The 14,831-nt window shown below is 67.4% G+C and carries 14 protein-coding genes; 10 read left to right on the top strand and 4 right to left on the bottom strand.

Annotated features, from left to right (window positions below; all coding sequences use genetic code 11):
* The first annotated feature begins 2 nt into the window (after nt 1–2).
* The 6 genes from HNO88_RS15305 to HNO88_RS15330 all read left to right on the top strand — a co-directional run bounded on the left by HNO88_RS15305 (nt 3) and on the right by HNO88_RS15330 (nt 5,585).
* Nucleotides 3–461, top strand: coding sequence for a DMT family transporter (locus tag HNO88_RS15305; protein WP_246381854.1), 459 nt, complete (start codon nt 3–5; stop codon nt 459–461).
* Nucleotides 462–466: 5 nt separating this feature from the next.
* Nucleotides 467–1,510: a biotin synthase BioB gene (gene bioB / locus HNO88_RS15310; protein WP_184247595.1), complete on the top strand. Its 1,044-nt coding sequence runs from the start codon at nt 467–469 to the stop codon at nt 1,508–1,510.
* On the top strand, nt 1,507–2,364 hold the full coding sequence (locus HNO88_RS15315) for an alpha/beta hydrolase (RefSeq protein WP_184247369.1): 858 nt from the start codon (nt 1,507–1,509) through the stop codon (nt 2,362–2,364). The genes bioB and HNO88_RS15315 overlap by 4 nt, the downstream gene beginning before the upstream one ends.
* Nucleotides 2,346–4,367: an acetyl-CoA carboxylase biotin carboxylase subunit gene (locus HNO88_RS15320; protein ID WP_184247372.1), complete on the top strand. Its 2,022-nt coding sequence runs from the start codon at nt 2,346–2,348 to the stop codon at nt 4,365–4,367. The genes HNO88_RS15315 and HNO88_RS15320 overlap by 19 nt, the downstream gene beginning before the upstream one ends.
* 1 nt (nt 4,368) lies before the next feature.
* Nucleotides 4,369–4,740, top strand: coding sequence for a tRNA-binding protein (locus HNO88_RS15325; protein ID WP_184247375.1), 372 nt, complete (start codon nt 4,369–4,371; stop codon nt 4,738–4,740).
* A gap of 80 nt (nt 4,741–4,820) precedes the next feature.
* On the top strand, nt 4,821–5,585 hold the full coding sequence (locus HNO88_RS15330; RefSeq protein ID WP_184247380.1) for a thioesterase family protein: 765 nt from the start codon (nt 4,821–4,823) through the stop codon (nt 5,583–5,585).
* Nucleotides 5,586–6,213: 628 nt separating this feature from the next.
* On the opposite strand, the gene HNO88_RS15335 is transcribed toward HNO88_RS15330, so the two are convergent.
* From HNO88_RS15335 to HNO88_RS15350, 4 genes are all read right to left on the bottom strand, one after another.
* Nucleotides 6,214–7,581 (bottom strand): peptide MFS transporter, encoded by a 1,368-nt coding sequence (locus tag HNO88_RS15335; protein ID WP_184247384.1) that lies wholly within the window; start codon nt 7,579–7,581, stop codon nt 6,214–6,216.
* A 469-nt stretch (nt 7,582–8,050) separates the two neighbouring features.
* Nucleotides 8,051–8,419 (bottom strand): PRC-barrel domain-containing protein, encoded by a 369-nt coding sequence (locus HNO88_RS15340; protein ID WP_184247387.1) that lies wholly within the window; start codon nt 8,417–8,419, stop codon nt 8,051–8,053.
* Between the two features lie 93 nt (nt 8,420–8,512).
* On the bottom strand, nt 8,513–9,619 hold the full coding sequence (aroB, locus tag HNO88_RS15345) for a 3-dehydroquinate synthase (protein WP_184247390.1): 1,107 nt from the start codon (nt 9,617–9,619) through the stop codon (nt 8,513–8,515).
* Nucleotides 9,610–10,188 carry a shikimate kinase gene (locus HNO88_RS15350; RefSeq protein WP_184247393.1) on the bottom strand — a complete coding sequence of 193 codons (579 nt, stop codon included), beginning with the start codon at nt 10,186–10,188 and terminating at the stop codon, nt 9,610–9,612. The genes aroB and HNO88_RS15350 overlap by 10 nt, the downstream gene beginning before the upstream one ends.
* Nucleotides 10,189–10,245: 57 nt before the next feature.
* Between HNO88_RS15350 and HNO88_RS15355 the strand changes: the two genes are divergently transcribed.
* From HNO88_RS15355 to HNO88_RS15370, 4 genes are all read left to right on the top strand, one after another.
* Nucleotides 10,246–10,416 carry a hypothetical protein gene (locus tag HNO88_RS15355; RefSeq protein WP_184247397.1) on the top strand — a complete coding sequence of 57 codons (171 nt, stop codon included), beginning with the start codon at nt 10,246–10,248 and terminating at the stop codon, nt 10,414–10,416.
* Nucleotides 10,413–12,287 carry a hypothetical protein gene (locus HNO88_RS15360; protein WP_184247401.1) on the top strand — a complete coding sequence of 625 codons (1,875 nt, stop codon included), beginning with the start codon at nt 10,413–10,415 and terminating at the stop codon, nt 12,285–12,287. The genes HNO88_RS15355 and HNO88_RS15360 overlap by 4 nt, the downstream gene beginning before the upstream one ends.
* Before the next feature lie 46 nt (nt 12,288–12,333).
* Nucleotides 12,334–13,215 (top strand): tyrosine recombinase, encoded by an 882-nt coding sequence (locus tag HNO88_RS15365; RefSeq protein ID WP_184247405.1) that lies wholly within the window; start codon nt 12,334–12,336, stop codon nt 13,213–13,215.
* A gap of 80 nt (nt 13,216–13,295) precedes the next feature.
* On the top strand, nt 13,296–14,768 hold the full coding sequence (locus HNO88_RS15370; protein ID WP_184247597.1) for a M48 family metalloprotease: 1,473 nt from the start codon (nt 13,296–13,298) through the stop codon (nt 14,766–14,768).
* Nucleotides 14,769–14,831 lie beyond the last annotated feature (63 nt).

The following is a 14,831-nucleotide window of genomic DNA, read 5'->3' on the forward strand; positions in this document are numbered from 1 at the left end:
CGATGGCCGCTCAGCCCTCCTTTGCGACAGCTGCCGGGATCATGTTCCTGTCGGGTCTGGGCATTCCGGTCTTCGCGGCGCTGAACGGCGGCCTGGGCCGGCAGCTGGGCAATCCGGTGGCGGCCATGGTGATCACCTTTGTCGTCGCTCTGGTGGTGACATCGGCGGCGATGGCGTTCACGGGATCGCTGCCACCGATGGCGCGGCTGGGCACGGTGCCGCCACAATACTTCGCCGGCGCTGTCTTCATCGTGTTCTACGGTCTGGCGGTGACCTTTCTCAGCCCGCGGATCGGCGTCGGCAACGCGGTGTTCTTCGTGCTGCTGGGCCAGCTGGTGGCGGCGGCCGTGATCGACCACTTCGGCCTGTTCGGCGCGATCCATTTCGCCCTGACGCCGCGCCGCGCTCTCGGTATAGCGGTCATGACGCTCGGCGTTTGGCTGGCGAAGCGAACTGCGTGATGGAAATGACGATGACCGAACCCCGCACCGACTGGACCCGCGACGAGATCGCCGCGCTGTTCGACCTGCCGTTCACCGAGCTGGTCTATCGCGCCGCCGAGGTGCACCGGCAAAGCTTCGACCCGGCCGAGGTTCAGCTCTCGACTTTGCTGTCGATCAAGACCGGCGGCTGTGTCGAGGATTGCGGGTACTGCTCGCAGTCGGTCTCGGCCAACAGCGGTGTCAAGGCGACCAAGCTGCTCGAGGTCCAGCAGGTCCTCCAGCGCGCGGCCCAGGCGCGCGATGCGGGCTCGACCCGCTTCTGCATGGGCGCCGCCTGGCGCAACCCCAAGGACCGCGACATGCCCGCCATCATCGAGATGGTGAAGGGGGTGCGCTCGATGGGTATGGAAACCTGCATGACGCTGGGCATGCTGACGCCCGCGCAGGCCGACATGCTGAGCGACGCGGGGCTCGACTACTACAACCACAACATCGACACCTCGCCTGAGCGCTACGACCAGGTGATCACTACGCGCACCATGGACGACCGGCTCGATACACTGTCGAACGTGCGCATGGCCGGGATCAACGTCTGCTCGGGCGGCATCGTCGGCATGGGCGAGACGCGCGCGGACCGCGTCGGCTTCATCCACACGCTGGCGACGCTTCCCGATCACCCGCAATCGGTGCCGATCAACGCGCTGGTGCCGGTCAAGGGCACGGTGCTGGGCGACATGCTTGCCGACACACCGCTGGCGAAGATCGACGATGTCGAGTTCGTGCGCACCGTGGCGGTGGCACGGATCACCATGCCGGGCTCTATGGTGCGGCTCTCGGCCGGGCGTGAGAGCATGTCCGAGATGACGCAGGCGATGTGCTTCCTCGCCGGTGCCAACTCGATCTTCACCGGCGACAAGCTGCTCACCGCGCCCAACGCGGGCGACGACACCGACATGGCGATGTTCGCCCGTCTCGGCCTCAAGCCGATGGCGATCGACTTGAGGCCGGCCGAGGTCGAAGCTCAGCGCATGCCCAAGGGCTGCGCGAAGCTGGAAGCCGCCGAATGATGCGGTTGGCAGGATCGATGCTGCTGGCATTGGCCTGCCTCCTGTCCGGGGCGGCCCATGCCGCCGCGCCGGCTCCGCATACGGCGCCGCTGACCATCGGTGAGGCCCGGACGCTGGTATACGCGGACGGCGACAGCCGCGAGATCAACGTCTACCTGCCCGATGGCTATCGCACGGGCACGGAGCGCTATCCCGTGCTCTACGTGATCGATGGCGGACTTCAGCAGGACTTCCTGCACGTCGCCGGTACCAGCGCGCTCAATGCCGTGTGGGGCCGTTCGCTGCCGGTCATCGTCGTGGGCGTGGAAACGAAGGATCGCCGCGCCGAACTGATCGGCAGCCAAGGCACTGCCGAACAGCACAAGCAATATCCCACCGCCGGGCAGTCCGCCCGGTTCCGTGCGTTCCTGCGCGACAAGGTCAAGCCGCTGGTCGAGGCGAACTATCGCGCCAATGGTCAGGACGGCGTGCTCGGAGAGTCCCTCGCCGGGCTGTTCATCGTCGAGACCTGGCTGCGCGAGCCCGCCTTGTTCGACCGCTATGCCGCCATCGACGCCAGCTTGTGGTGGGACGGTCAGGCGCTGTCCAAGGCGGCAGCCGGTCTGCTCGCCGCCAAGCAGCCGCGCGGGGCCCTGTTCCTCACCTATTCCAACGAGGGGCCGGAGACGTCCGATGCGGCCGACCGCGTCGCTGCCGTTGCGGGGCCGCTTGTGTGCCTTGCGCCGCGTACCGACCTGACGCACGCAACGGCCTATCACACCCTTTCGCCGCAGGCGCTGCAATTCCTGTTCCCGACCGACAACAAGCATGACCCCGAGTGGGGCTTCGAGGTGCCATGTTCAAAAAGATCCTGATTGCCAACCGCGGCGAGATCGCCTGCCGCGTCATCAAGACCGCCCGTCGCATGGGCATCCAGACCGTCGCGGTCTATTCCGATGCCGACGCCCGCGCGCCCTTCGTGCAGATGGCCGACGAGGCCGTCCACATCGGGCCTGCCCCTGCCGCGCAATCCTACCTGATCGCCGACAAGATCATCGCCGCCTGCAAGCAGACCGGCGCCGACGCGGTGCACCCCGGCTACGGCTTCCTGTCCGAGCGGACCTCGTTCGCCGAGGCGCTGGCCGCGGAGGGCATCGCCTTCGTCGGCCCGCCGGTGAACGCGATCGCGGCGATGGGTGACAAGATCGAGTCCAAGAAGCTGGCGAAAGCCGCGGGCGTTAACGTCGTCCCCGGCTTCGTCGGCGAGATCGAGGATACCGAGCATGCCGTGCGCATCTCGGACGAGATCGGCTACCCGGTGATGATGAAGGCCTCGGCCGGCGGCGGCGGCAAGGGCATGCGCCTTGCCTACAACGAGCAGGACGTGCGCGAGGGCTTCGAGGCCACCAAGCGCGAGGGCCTGAACTCGTTCGGCGACGACCGCGTGTTCATCGAGAAGTTCATCCTCAACCCGCGCCACATCGAGATCCAGATCCTGGGCGATAAGCACGGCAACATCCTCTACCTGAATGAGCGCGAGTGCTCGATCCAGCGCCGCCACCAGAAGGTGGTGGAAGAAGCGCCATCGCCCTTCGTCACGCCCAGGATGCGCAAGGCGATGGGCGAGCAGTGCGTCGCCCTGTCGCGCGCGGTGGGCTACTACTCGGCCGGCACCGTGGAGCTGATCGTCTCGGGCGCTGACCCGACGGGCGAGAGCTTCTACTTCCTCGAGATGAACACCCGCCTGCAGGTGGAGCACCCCGTCACGGAAGCGATCACCGGCATCGACCTCGTCGAGCAGATGATCCGCGTCGCCGCTGGCGAGGAGCTGGCGTTCAAGCAGGAAGACATCGGCATCGATGGCTGGGCGATCGAGAACCGCGTCTATGCCGAGGATCCCTATCGTGGGTTCCTGCCTTCGACCGGACGTCTGGTGCGCTACCAGCCGCCGGTGGAAGGCTGGACCGACGACGGCGAGGCCAACGGCCGCCGCGGCATCGATGGCGTGCGCGTCGATGACGGCGTCTACGAGGGCGGCCAGGTCTCGATGTTCTACGATCCGATGATCGCCAAGCTGATCACCTGGGGCGCGACGCGCGACGAGGCGGCGGACAAGCAGGTCGCGGCGCTCGACACGTTCGAGATCGAAGGCCTGGGCCACAACATCGATTTCGTCTCGGCCATCATGCAGCACCCGCGCTTCCGCTCGGGCGAGCTTACCACCGGCTTCATCGCCGAGGAGTACCCGGAAGGGTTCACCGGCGCCGCTGCTTCCGACGAGATCAAGGCCAAGATCGCCGCGGTCGCCGGCTTCGTCGCCACCGCCCGCGCCGATCGTTCGCGCCGGGTCGATGGTCAGCTGGCCGGTCCGCTCGCGCCGCCATCGCAATGGACGGTGACGATCGACAAGGTCGCCTTCGAGGTCGAGATCGACGAGGACGAAGTGCTGGTGAACGGCCAGAGCATCGACCTTGCAATGGAGTACACGCCTGGCGATCGCCTGATCGAGGCGGAAGTGGACGGCGAACTGTTCGGCCTGAAGATCGAGCCGACCCGCGGCGGCTTCAAGCTCACCACGAGGGGCGCCATCCACAAGGTCGGCGTGCTGCCCACTCGTGTCGCGCCGCTGTCGGCCCACATGATCGAGAAAGTCGCGCCCGATCTGTCGCGCTTCCTGATCTGCCCGATGCCCGGCCTGCTGGTCTCGCTGAACGTGGGCGAGGGCGACAAGGTCGAAATGGGCCAGCCGCTTGCGGTCATCGAAGCGATGAAGATGGAGAACATCCTGCGCGCCGAGAAGTCGGGCGTGGTGAAGGCGGTCAACGCACAGGCCGGGCAGAGTTTGGCGGTCGACGCGGTGATCCTCGAGCTGGAATAGGATGCACCTCGACCACGACCCGGAGGCACCGCCAGGCGAGACGATCTCGTTCGACGACTTTCTCCGGGTCGACGTACGCGTGGGCACGGTGATCGCCGCCGAAGTCCATGACGGCGCGCGCAAGCCCAGCCTCAAGCTGCGGATCGACTTCGGCCTGGGCATCGGCGAGCGCCGCAGCGTGGGCCAGGTCGCCGCGCTCTACACGCCCGAGGATCTGGTCGGCCGGCAAGTGGCGGCCGTCGTCAACTTCCCGCCCCGCCAGATCGGCAAGGCGCTCTCCGAAGCGCTGACGCTCGGCTTCGCGGACGAGGAGGGCAGGGTGGTGCTGTTCTCACCCGACAAGCCCGTGCCCAACGGCTCACGCTTGTTCTGAAGGAGTTCGCCGTTGATCGTTGAGGTACCAAGCGAGCGGCCTGCTCACGCGCGTGTTGCGGTTTTCACGGCCGAGGCTCGATGAGCTTCGCCGAGCTTCTCGCCAGCGGCGATGGTTCGTTCGTCGTTCCGGAGAGCTGGCACCAGGGCCGGACGGCCTACGGCGGGTTCTCGTCCGCGCTCACCTTGGCGCAGGCGATGCACGTCGGCGGCGACTTGCCGCCGCTGCGCTCCGCCCAGATCGCGATGATGGCGCCGATCTTCGGTGAAGTGCAGGTGAGTGCCAGAGTCATGCGCGAGGGGCGCAACGCCACCTGGATCGCGGCGGAGATCACCGGCGACAAAGGCGTCGGCACCGCTGCCAACTTCGTGTTCATGCGACCGGTCGAGAGCAGCGTCGCGGTAGATGACGTTCCGCCGCCGACCGATCTCATCGCGGTCGACGAGGCTCGGCCGTTCGACAACCCGAATGCACCCGCCTTCCTGCGCAACCATTTCGACGTGCGCTTCGCGCGCCCGCGCCGTGACGGGCGCTCGGCCGATGTGTGCTGGTGGGTGCGGCCGAAGAGTTCGGAAGGACTCGACCCGGCCCTTGCCCTGTTGCTGACTGCCGATGGCCTGCCGCCGGCGGTCATGCCGATGCTCTCGGCCTACGTGCCCGTCAGCACCATGCACTGGCAGGTCAACCTGCTGACGGCCGCGCCGCAGACGCAGGATGGGTGGTGGCTGCTGCGCTCCTCCGCCGATTTCGCGCGCCAAGGGTGTTCGAGCCAGCGCATGCAGCTGTGGAACAGCGATGGGGAGCCGGTGCTTGCCGGCACGCAGTCGATCGCGCTGTTCGGGTGAGGGCTCATTAAGAGCAAAATTCTTGAATAGACGTGCGACACCGAGCAATCGTAAATCGGCGAACACCTGAACGAACACCTCGTCGCCCTCACGTAGCGGGCGGGCGACCACTCCGGAAGAACAAGCGGAGCTCCCGCCTGCGCGGGGGCGACGGGTGGGTTGAGGAATGGTTCGGCCTGCTTCCTGCTTCGAGTTGTCCAGCATCGGCGGTTTGGGGATGTCTCGTATGATGTTGCCCGGCGATAATCCCTCTCTAAGCACACCTTGACATTTGGAACCATTTAGGTTATACGCCCCGCATCCGCTCGGGGCAAAGTACACGCCCGGATCGGCGTTTCGGGTCGGCGCCGCGGGCGGAGAGATGCGACGAAATCGTGTCACGTTCCCCAAAGCGCTTGGCACCGGAGGCAGGCCTCACACCGACCGGCGCTTCCTTGCGAGCCCAGAGCCCGGTCCGCCTGCACTCCGAAGGGTCGAGCCGAGGTCCCCACGCCTATCGGCCGGTCGCACGAACGTGGCTTTCACCGCGCTCTCTGCGAAGAGCGCCCCGGCGCCGGCCCGATGTTCCCTCAGGCCTTCCTTCCGGCGTACCCCGCACTCGCCCGCGGGCGCTTGGGCGTGTCCGGCGTCAGTCGGCCAGGACGCGGCCGAGCGTCAGCTTCAGGACCGCAAAGGCGACCAGGCCCACCGCCGCGGCACCGGCGTGGAGCAGCCAGAACTGCACCGTGTCCATCGTCGAGTACCACCCGCCGACCGTGCCGACGATCTTGTTGGTGGCGAAGAACGCCAGATAGTACAGGCCCACAACCGTACCGGTCAGTGCCTTGGGCGCCACCTTGGTGAACAGCGCCAGGCTGACCGGCAGAGTATGCGCGAAGCCGATCGAGTTGAGGATGTGGAACATGACCGGCCAGAACAGGCCGATCTTGCCCTCGCCCTGCGTCGCGGCGGCGATGACCAGGCACATCGCGCCCGCGACCGAGAAGGCGCTGCCGATGATCATCTTGCCCAGCTCGTCCGGCTCGCTGCCGGTGCGGTTGGCATGCCACTTCCAGAAGGCGGTGACGGCGACGAGCAGGGTGAAGCTGGCGGTCGCGTCGAGAGTGATCATCCAGCTGGTCGGCACGGTGCGGCCGAAGAACGTCAGCTGGAAGTGCTCGTCCGCCCAGACGAGGTAGGCGTTGAATATCTCCTGGTTGACCATCAGGGCCAGCGCCAGGATCGGGATCAGGAGCAGCAGCACCAGGAGGCGCGGCACGTCCCGGCGCTGCAGCTTGTCGCCCGGCATCCTGGCGGCCGATCGGGCGCGATTGTCGGCGGGCAGCCAGGGTTTGGCGTAGAGATAGAGCAGCAGGCCGGCGACCATCACCACGCCGGCGCAACCGAACCCGTAATGCCAGCCGACTTCCTCGCCCAACGTGCCTGAAACCAGCGGCGCGGCGATCACGCTGACCTGAATCGCGATGTAGAAGATCTGGAATGCCATGGCACGCCGGAGGTCGCTGGGGCCATACAGCTCGCCCACCTGAGTGGCGATGTTGCCCTTGAACAGCCCCACGCCGACCACCAGCGACAGCAGCGCGAAGAGGAACGCGCCCTCGAACGCCATCAGGAAGTGCCCGAGCGCCATGACCGCCCCGCCCAGGATCAGCGTGGTGCGCCGGCCGAGCCAGCGATCGGCGATGATCCCGCCCAGGATCGGCGTCAGGTAGACGAGGGCGGTGTAGTCCCCGAAGATCGCCGAGGCGAGGGGCTGGCCCTGCAATCCGCCGTACCATCCGTTCTGCAGCGCCTGCAGGCCCGCCACGTTGCCGATGTTCTCGGGCAGCAGCAGGTACTTGACCATGTAGAGCACCAGCAGCGTCTGCATGGAGTAGTAGGAGAAGCGCTCGCACCCCTCGACGAAGGCGAGGAAGCCGAGGCCCTTTGGGTGGCCGAGGAAGGCTCGGTCGGCTTTGTCGAGTTCGATTTCGGGCGTGGCTTCGGCGGCGGTCATGTCGTGTCCGGATGCTGGTCGAAGCGACCGGGTCTAAGCGGATGAGAGCGGGTTGTCATCGTGGTTGGCGGTGGGTTTGGTCATTTGCAGCGTGTGGGGGATGCGCGCGGTGCATGTTCGAGGGGCATGCATCTTTCATGCGCGAGCTCTCATCAAACTCTCTCGTCGCCCGCGCGCAGGCGGGGGCCCCGCTTGTTCCTCCTTGAGGAGTGCACATCCCGGAAGAGAGCGGGGCCCCCGCCTGCGCGCGGGCGACGGGGTGGGACTTAAGGTGCTGTGCTCTTTTCCTCCCGCAGCGAAATGGCCCTCGGGAGAGCAACCGGCAGCATGCCGAAGCCGGTCCAGGACGACGTGTGAGCCTAAGCGCAATAAGAAAAGGCGGCAGGTCCCGATGAAACCTGCCGCCCCATGCGCCTCCGGTCCGGAGGCACAAGGCCGCCCCCCGGTGGCAACTCTTGCCACGCTGCCGTCAGAACAGCGGGTATGTCACGCCATAATAACCGTAAACCTGCTGGCCGTAGATCTCATCCCACAGCGGATCGCGATCGCGGTAGCGCGGTGCGCCTTCGAGGCGGGTCTTGTCGAGATCGACGCAGTAGCCGGCCTGCTTCGCGTCGTAGGTCAGAAGCTCCCATGGCAGCGGGTAGTATTCGTTGCCGATGCCGAGGATGCCCCCGAACTCGAGCACCGCATACTCGACTCGGCCGCTCTGCTTGTTGACCATGAAGTTGCGGATCGTGCCGAGCCGCTCGCCCTGTCGATTGTAGACACGGGTGCCTTCGACCTTGTCGGAGGAGATGAGGCGTTCGGTTTCGCTGATCGCGACGGGCTCGGTCATGGCGTGCTCCCTGGCGCTGCTTACACGGGAACAACGTGCCAGCCTTGATCCGGGTTGCACGATTGAAGCACCTGGGCGCGCCAGACGCACGGCTTAGCGGGCGAGTTCCTGGTCCATGAATGCGGTCACGTCGGCCAGATCGACGTCGCGATCGAGGAAGGCCTTTCCGATCCCGCGCATCAGCACGAATGGCAGGGTGCCCGCATCCATCTTCTTGTCGTGCAGCATGTGCCCGACGAGCACACTGCCGTCGCAGTCGAGTCTCAGCGACTGCAGCCGCGCCGGCAGACCGATAGCTTCGATATGGTGTGCCGCGCGTTCGGCATCCTCGGCGGACATCAGACCCTTTCGCGCCGAGTAGCGCGCCGCCAGCACCATGCCGAGCGCGACCGCCTCGCCGTGGAGCAGGCGATCGGAGAACCCTGTCTGCGCTTCCAAAGCGTGTCCGAAGGTATGCCCCAGGTTGAGGAGCGCACGGGTTCCGGAGCGCTCGAATTCATCCTCGGCGACGATGCGCGCTTTGGCGGCGACGTTGTGCGCCACTGCATACTCGCGCAGCGCCGCGTCGCCGGCGAGCATGGCGGACGCATTCTGCTCGCACCAGGCGAAGAACGCGGTGTCGCCCAGCAGGCCGTACTTGATGACTTCGGCATACCCTGCGCGCAGCTCGCGCTCGGGCAATGTCGCGAGCACGTCGAGATCGGCCAGCACCAGCGAGGGTTGGTGAAAGGCGCCGACCAGGTTCTTGCCGGCCGGCGTGTTGATCGCGGTCTTTCCCCCGACGCTCGAATCGACTTGCGCCAGCAGCGAGGTCGGGATCTGGATGAAGTTGCAGCCGCGCTTCAGGATCGCCGCGCAGAAGCCGGTGAGATCGCCGATGACGCCGCCACCCAGTGCGATCACATGATCGCCTCGCTCGACTTCCAGCGAAAGCAGCCAGTCCACGGTGGCGGCGAGGCCTTCCCAGCTCTTGGTCTGCTCGCCCGCCGGGAGGATGCGCCATTGCGGCTCGTGCCCCGCCTCGCGCAAGGCCTTGTCGACCACCGCGCCCCAGTGCGCATGGACGTTGACGTCGGTGACGATCGGCACCGCTGCCTTGCGCAGGCGACTGCCACATTGCGCTGCGATGTCGGGCAACAGCCCCGCGCCCACGCGCACCTCGTAGGGTCGGCCGGCGATGTCCACGGAAATCACAGCCATTGCGCGATCCCTTGCAGCACGCGATTGACGGTCTGGGTGTGCGGCCCGCTGGCGCTGACCACGTGCACGGGCGCGAGAGAATAGTGCGGTGTGCGTTCGTCGCGAAGTCGCGAGAGGATCTCACGCGGGTTCCCGTCGCGCAGCAGCGGGCGGTTGTCCTTTCGCGCCGTGCGCTCGACCAGCGTGTCGACATCGCTGTCGAGCCACACTGCCAGCGCCCGCTCCAGGATCAGCTCGCGCGTTGCCTCGTTGCAGAACGCGCCGCCGCCGGTGGCGATCACGGTGCGCTTGCGCTTGTCGTCGGACAGCAGGCGCGAGATCACGCGGCGCTCGCCATCGCGGAAATACTCCTCTCCGAAGGTCGCGAAAATCTCGGGGATCGTCATGCGTGCAGAGGCTTCGATCTCGTCGTCGGCATCGACGAAAGGCCAGTGCAGCATGGCGCCCAGGCGCTTGCCGACGCTCGACTTGCCCACGCCCATCATTCCCACCAGCACCACGGGACGATCGATGCGCCGGACGAGCTGGGCGATCTCCGTCTCGGAAAAGCGGGGCTGTGGATGGTCCATTGCAGGCGCCCCTATAGATGCGCTAGGTCGGCGCGCAAGCATCCTTGAGGAAGTCGAGTGAAGGGTCGCGCGGGCAAGCGTAAGGTGAAGCGAGTGGTGTTCCTGGTCGTGGCCGTGCCGGTCCTGGCGCTGCTCGGCTATGCCTGGACCGATGGCGGGCGCCAGCCGTTGCGCGACATCGTCGAGCCGGTTCCCGTTCCTGGCCCGCATTCTGGAAACGCCAAGTGAGAGCATCCTTCCTCGTCGCCGGCACTGCGCTGGCGCTCACCTCGGCGCTGGCGCTGGCGCAAGGCGCGCCGGAATCGCTGCTGCCACCGGGCTTCAACGAGCCCACCGCCGCCCCTGCGCCGACGCCTTCGCCGCGTGCAACCTCGGCCAGGCAGGGGGCGCCGGCCCGACCCGCGGCGGCCGCGACCTCCGCTCCGGTGATCCAGGCGCTGCCGGGCGAGCCTGGCTTCTCGCTGCCGCTCGCGACCTCGACAAGCACCGTCGAGGCCGAGGGTACGCTCAAGCGATTGCCCTCGCTGGAGGAACTGGCGCGCATGACGCCGGAGGACTTCCAGAACCTGCTCGGCCTCAAGCCGGACTTCGACATGCCCGCCGGTGCACGCCGCGCCATGTCGCAAGTCGGTCTGATCGATCCGCAGGAAGGCGGGCTGGATGGCAGCGCCCTCGCCGGACAGAACGGACGGCTGATCCGTCTGGCGCTGGCCGCCAACCGCGGTGCGCTGGTGTCGCGCTGGGGGCACATCCTGCTGCGCCGTGCCTTGGCCACCCGGCTCGACGCCCCGCGCGGCATGAGCCCGCAGGACTTCCTGGCTCTGCGCGTCGGACTGCTGCTGCGCATGGGCGAGCCCGAGGCCGCGCGTGCGATCCTGCAGGACATCGATGCCGGCAACTACACGCCCGACCTGGGCGGAGTGGCGCTCGACACGTACGCGGCCAATGGCGACTTCACCGGCGTGTGCCCGGTGCTCGCCGTTCAGGGCGACGCACGCGACGACGCGGCATGGAACGTCGCCCGGCAGATCTGCAGCGCCTTCCGCGGCAATGGCGCTGCGGCGATCGCGCAACTCGACCGCTATCGCTATCGCGGCACCATGCCCCGCATCGACCTGCTGCTGGCGCAGAAGTACGCAGGGGCAGCCGGACGTTCGCGGCGGGCGGTGACGATCGAGTGGGACGACGTCGATGAGATGACGCCGTGGCGCTACGGCCTTGCCAACGCCGTCGGGCTTAACCCGCCAGACCGCCTGATCGAGGGCAATCCGCAACTTGCCTCGCTGACCGCCGTGACGCCGATGGTCGGCCTGACCCGCCGTGCCGCTGCGGCGGATCGGGCGGCCGCACTGGGCGTGCTGTCCAGCGCGGCGATGGTGGACCTCTATGGCCAGCTCTTTGCCGAGCCCGATGTCACCGGCGAGTGGTCCGACCGTGCCGAGAAGCTGCGCGACGCCTACGTGCTCGAGGATCCGGCCGGGCGGCTCTCCGCGATCCGCTCGTTGTGGGACGGAGTGAAGACCGCGCCGCAGGATTACTCGCGCAAGGTGCTGACGGCCTACGCCGCTGCGCGCCTGCCGGTAAACGAGGGCATGGCCGAAAGCGCCGCGCCGCTGATCGCCTCGATGCTCTCGGCTGGCCTGGATGCCAACGCGATGCGCTGGGCCAATGTCGTCAACGCCGGCAGCGAGGGCTGGGCGCTGCTCGTTCTCGCCGCCCCGACGCGCTCCTCCGAGGTCAGCTCGTCGGATATCGACACCTTCGTCGATGCGGACGCCAGCGAGGACCAGCGCAAGTCCGCGTTCCTTGTCGCGGGTCTGGCAGGCCTGGGTCGCATCGATACCGGCACTGCGGGCAGTTACTCGGCGAACATGAAGCTGGGTCTGGGCAGCAGCACGCGCTTCACCCAAGTGATCGACGGCGCCGCACGCAACCGCGACGTTGCGAGTGTCGCCATGCTGGCCGGCCTGGGCATGCAGGGAACGCGGTGGTCGCAGATGTCGCCGCGCTACCTGTACCACATCGTCTCGGCGCTGCGCACGGTCGGGCTCGAGGCCGAGGCCCGGATGATCGCCGCCGAAGCCGTGGCACGGGCCTGAGCAGGTCCTCGTCCCGGACGCCGGAGCGCGGGGCGATGGTGTGCTCGTGAGCGATCCGGTCGAGACCTTTCTTGCCATGCTCGCTGCCGAGCGGGGTGCCTCGCGCAACACCCTCGATGCCTACCGCCGCGACCTGGCGGCCACCCGCGAGGCGATCGGCGACCCGGCGACGGCGGACGGTGCGGCGCTGGCCAGGCTGGGTGAGGCATTCTCGGGCCTCGCCGCATCGAGCCTCGCGCGCCGCTGCTCGGCGCTGCGGCAGTTCTACGGCTTCCTTGTCGACGAGGGCCTGCGTGAGGACGATCCCTCCGCGGCGCTGCCGCGACCCAGAGCGCGGCGGCCCCTTCCACGCCTGCTCGGCCACGATGACGTCGCGCGCTTCTTCGCCCGCGCTGAACTCGAGGCCGAGGGAGATCGCCCGGAAGCCGTGCGCCTGCTCTGTCAGCTCGAACTTCTCTACGGCTCCGGCCTGCGCGCCAGCGAGTTGGTGTCCTTGCCGGTATCGGCCGTGCCGCGCGACGCGCCGTTCCTGCACGTGAGCGGGAAGGGCGGGCAGCAGCGGATGGTGCCGGTGAGCACGCGAGCGCGCCAGGCGCTGACCCGCTGGCTGCCGCTCCGCACCGGCGACTCCCGCTACCTGTTCCCCTCGCGCGGAGCGGCCGGGCACATGACGCGGGTCCGACTGTTCCAGCTGCTGCGCGATCTTGCCGCGCGTGCCGACATCGACCCGACGCGCGTCTCGCCCCACGTCCTGCGCCATGCCTTTGCCACCCACCTGCTGGAGGGCGGCGCGGACTTGCGCGTGCTCCAGACCCTGCTCGGTCATGCCGACATCGCCACGACCCAGATCTACACGCATGTCGAGAGTTCGCGCCTGGTCGCGCTGGTCAATGCCCGCCATCCGCTGGCAAGACCTGCCTCAGCCTAGCGGACGGGAACAAGGCCGCAGGCTTGCCGTTCACCGGCAAAGGGTCCGCGAAAGGGAGAAGCATGGCCGAGAAGCGCCGCATGTTCGCACTCAAGTCAGCCGTCGCCGTCAGCTGTGCCGTTGTTGCAGGCGTTGCCACAGTCGGCGTCGAGCCGGTCAGGGCCGCGGTGGAAAGTGCCGCTCGCGCCATTTCTCCGGCCGACAAGGCGCAGGGCGCCAAGGCCCATCCCGACCTGCTGGCCGAGTTCGGAGGCAAGCTAACCGGCCCGCAAGCCGCCTACGTCGAGTCGGTCGGCAAGACGATCGCGCTGCAGTCGGGTCTCGGCAATGCGCGGGAGGACTTCACGGTCAGCTTGCTCAACTCGTCGGTGAACAACGCTTTCGCGATTCCGGGGGGCTACGTCTACGTGACCCGGCAGCTGACTGCCCTGATGAACAACGAGGCGGAGCTTGCCGGCGTGCTGGGGCACGAGGTGGGCCATGTCGCCGCACGGCATTCAGCCAAGCGCCAGCAGGCCGCGACTCGCAATTCGATCCTGGGAGCCCTGGGGTCGGTCCTGGCCGGCGCGGTCCTGGGCGACAGCGGCTTTGGTCGGCTGGGGCAGCAGGTCTTCTCGCAAGGCTCGCAGCTGCTCACCCTCAAGTTCTCTCGCACACAGGAGCTGGAGGCGGATGACCTCGGCATCACTTACCTGCGCCGCGCCGGCTATGATCCACGCGCGATGGCGACAGTGCTGGAGAGCCTGGCCCGGCAGAATGCGTTGGATTCGCAGTTGCGCGGCAGTGGCGCCGAAGTGCCGCAATGGGCCTCGACTCACCCAGATCCCGCCTCGCGAGTGCGCACCGCCTTGACCCGCGCCGGCGCCGGCGCCACGGGACTGACCAACCGCGACAAGTTCCTCGCCGGCATCAATGGGCTGACCTACGATGACGATCCGCGGCAAGGCCTGGTAGAAGGCCGCAGGTTCACCCACCCCGACTTGCGGCTCAGCTTCGAGGCGCCGGACGGCTTCTATCTGGTGAACGGCGCCAAGTCCGTCTCGATCAGCGGGCAATCGGGCAAGGCGGAGTTCGCATCGGCCGCGTTCGATGGCAATCTCGACCGCTATGTCGCCGGTGTGTTCGCCAGCCTCACCAATTCCAATGCGGGCAGCGGCACTCCGCAGCTTGAAAGCACCACCGTCAACGGCATCCCTGCACGCTACGGCCTCGCGCGTGCGCAGACCAATAGTGGCACTGTCGACGTTGTGGTGTTCGCCTACGATTTCGGCGGCGGTAAGGCCTACCACTTCGCGGCGATCGCCCAGGCCGGGAATGCCGGCGTGTTCAACGGGATGTTCCGCTCGATGCGCCGGATTACGACCGCTGAGGCCGGTGCGGTCAAGCCGCGGCGCCTGACCGTCGTCACCGTAAAGGCGGGAGACACCGTGCAGTCGCTGGCATCGCGCATGGCCTACCGCGATGCGCCGGTCGACCGTTTCCTGGTGCTGAACGGGTTGCAATCCGATGCGCGCCTCACGCCCGGTCAAAAGGTGAAGCTGGTCACGTATTGAACTGGTGCGCGCATACGAGAAGGGCGGCAGGTTGCCCTGCCGCCCCGATCTCTTTGCTTAAGC

The sequence above is a fragment of the Novosphingobium chloroacetimidivorans genome (genome assembly GCF_014204535.1).
Lineage (GTDB): Bacteria > Pseudomonadota > Alphaproteobacteria > Sphingomonadales > Sphingomonadaceae > Novosphingobium > Novosphingobium chloroacetimidivorans.

Bases quoted from the DNA above. Each gene is read 5' to 3' on its own strand.
- HNO88_RS15305 (WP_246381854.1), top strand. From the start codon at position 3: ATGGCCGCTCAGCCCTCCTTTGCGACAGCTGCCGGGATCATGTTCCTG.
- HNO88_RS15340 (WP_184247387.1), bottom strand. From the start codon at position 8,419: ATGACCGAGCCCGTCGCGATCAGCGAAACCGAACGCCTCATCTCCTCC.
- HNO88_RS15330 (WP_184247380.1), top strand. From the start codon at position 4,821: ATGAGCTTCGCCGAGCTTCTCGCCAGCGGCGATGGTTCGTTCGTCGTT.
- HNO88_RS15350 (WP_184247393.1), bottom strand. From the start codon at position 10,188: ATGGACCATCCACAGCCCCGCTTTTCCGAGACGGAGATCGCCCAGCTC.
- HNO88_RS15335 (WP_184247384.1), bottom strand. From the start codon at position 7,581: ATGACCGCCGCCGAAGCCACGCCCGAAATCGAACTCGACAAAGCCGAC.
- bioB (WP_184247595.1), top strand. From the start codon at position 467: ATGACGATGACCGAACCCCGCACCGACTGGACCCGCGACGAGATCGCC.
- HNO88_RS15325 (WP_184247375.1), top strand. From the start codon at position 4,369: ATGCACCTCGACCACGACCCGGAGGCACCGCCAGGCGAGACGATCTCG.
- HNO88_RS15320 (WP_184247372.1), top strand. From the start codon at position 2,346: ATGTTCAAAAAGATCCTGATTGCCAACCGCGGCGAGATCGCCTGCCGC.
- HNO88_RS15315 (WP_184247369.1), top strand. From the start codon at position 1,507: ATGATGCGGTTGGCAGGATCGATGCTGCTGGCATTGGCCTGCCTCCTG.
- aroB (WP_184247390.1), bottom strand. From the start codon at position 9,619: ATGGCTGTGATTTCCGTGGACATCGCCGGCCGACCCTACGAGGTGCGC.
- HNO88_RS15370 (WP_184247597.1), top strand. From the start codon at position 13,296: ATGTTCGCACTCAAGTCAGCCGTCGCCGTCAGCTGTGCCGTTGTTGCA.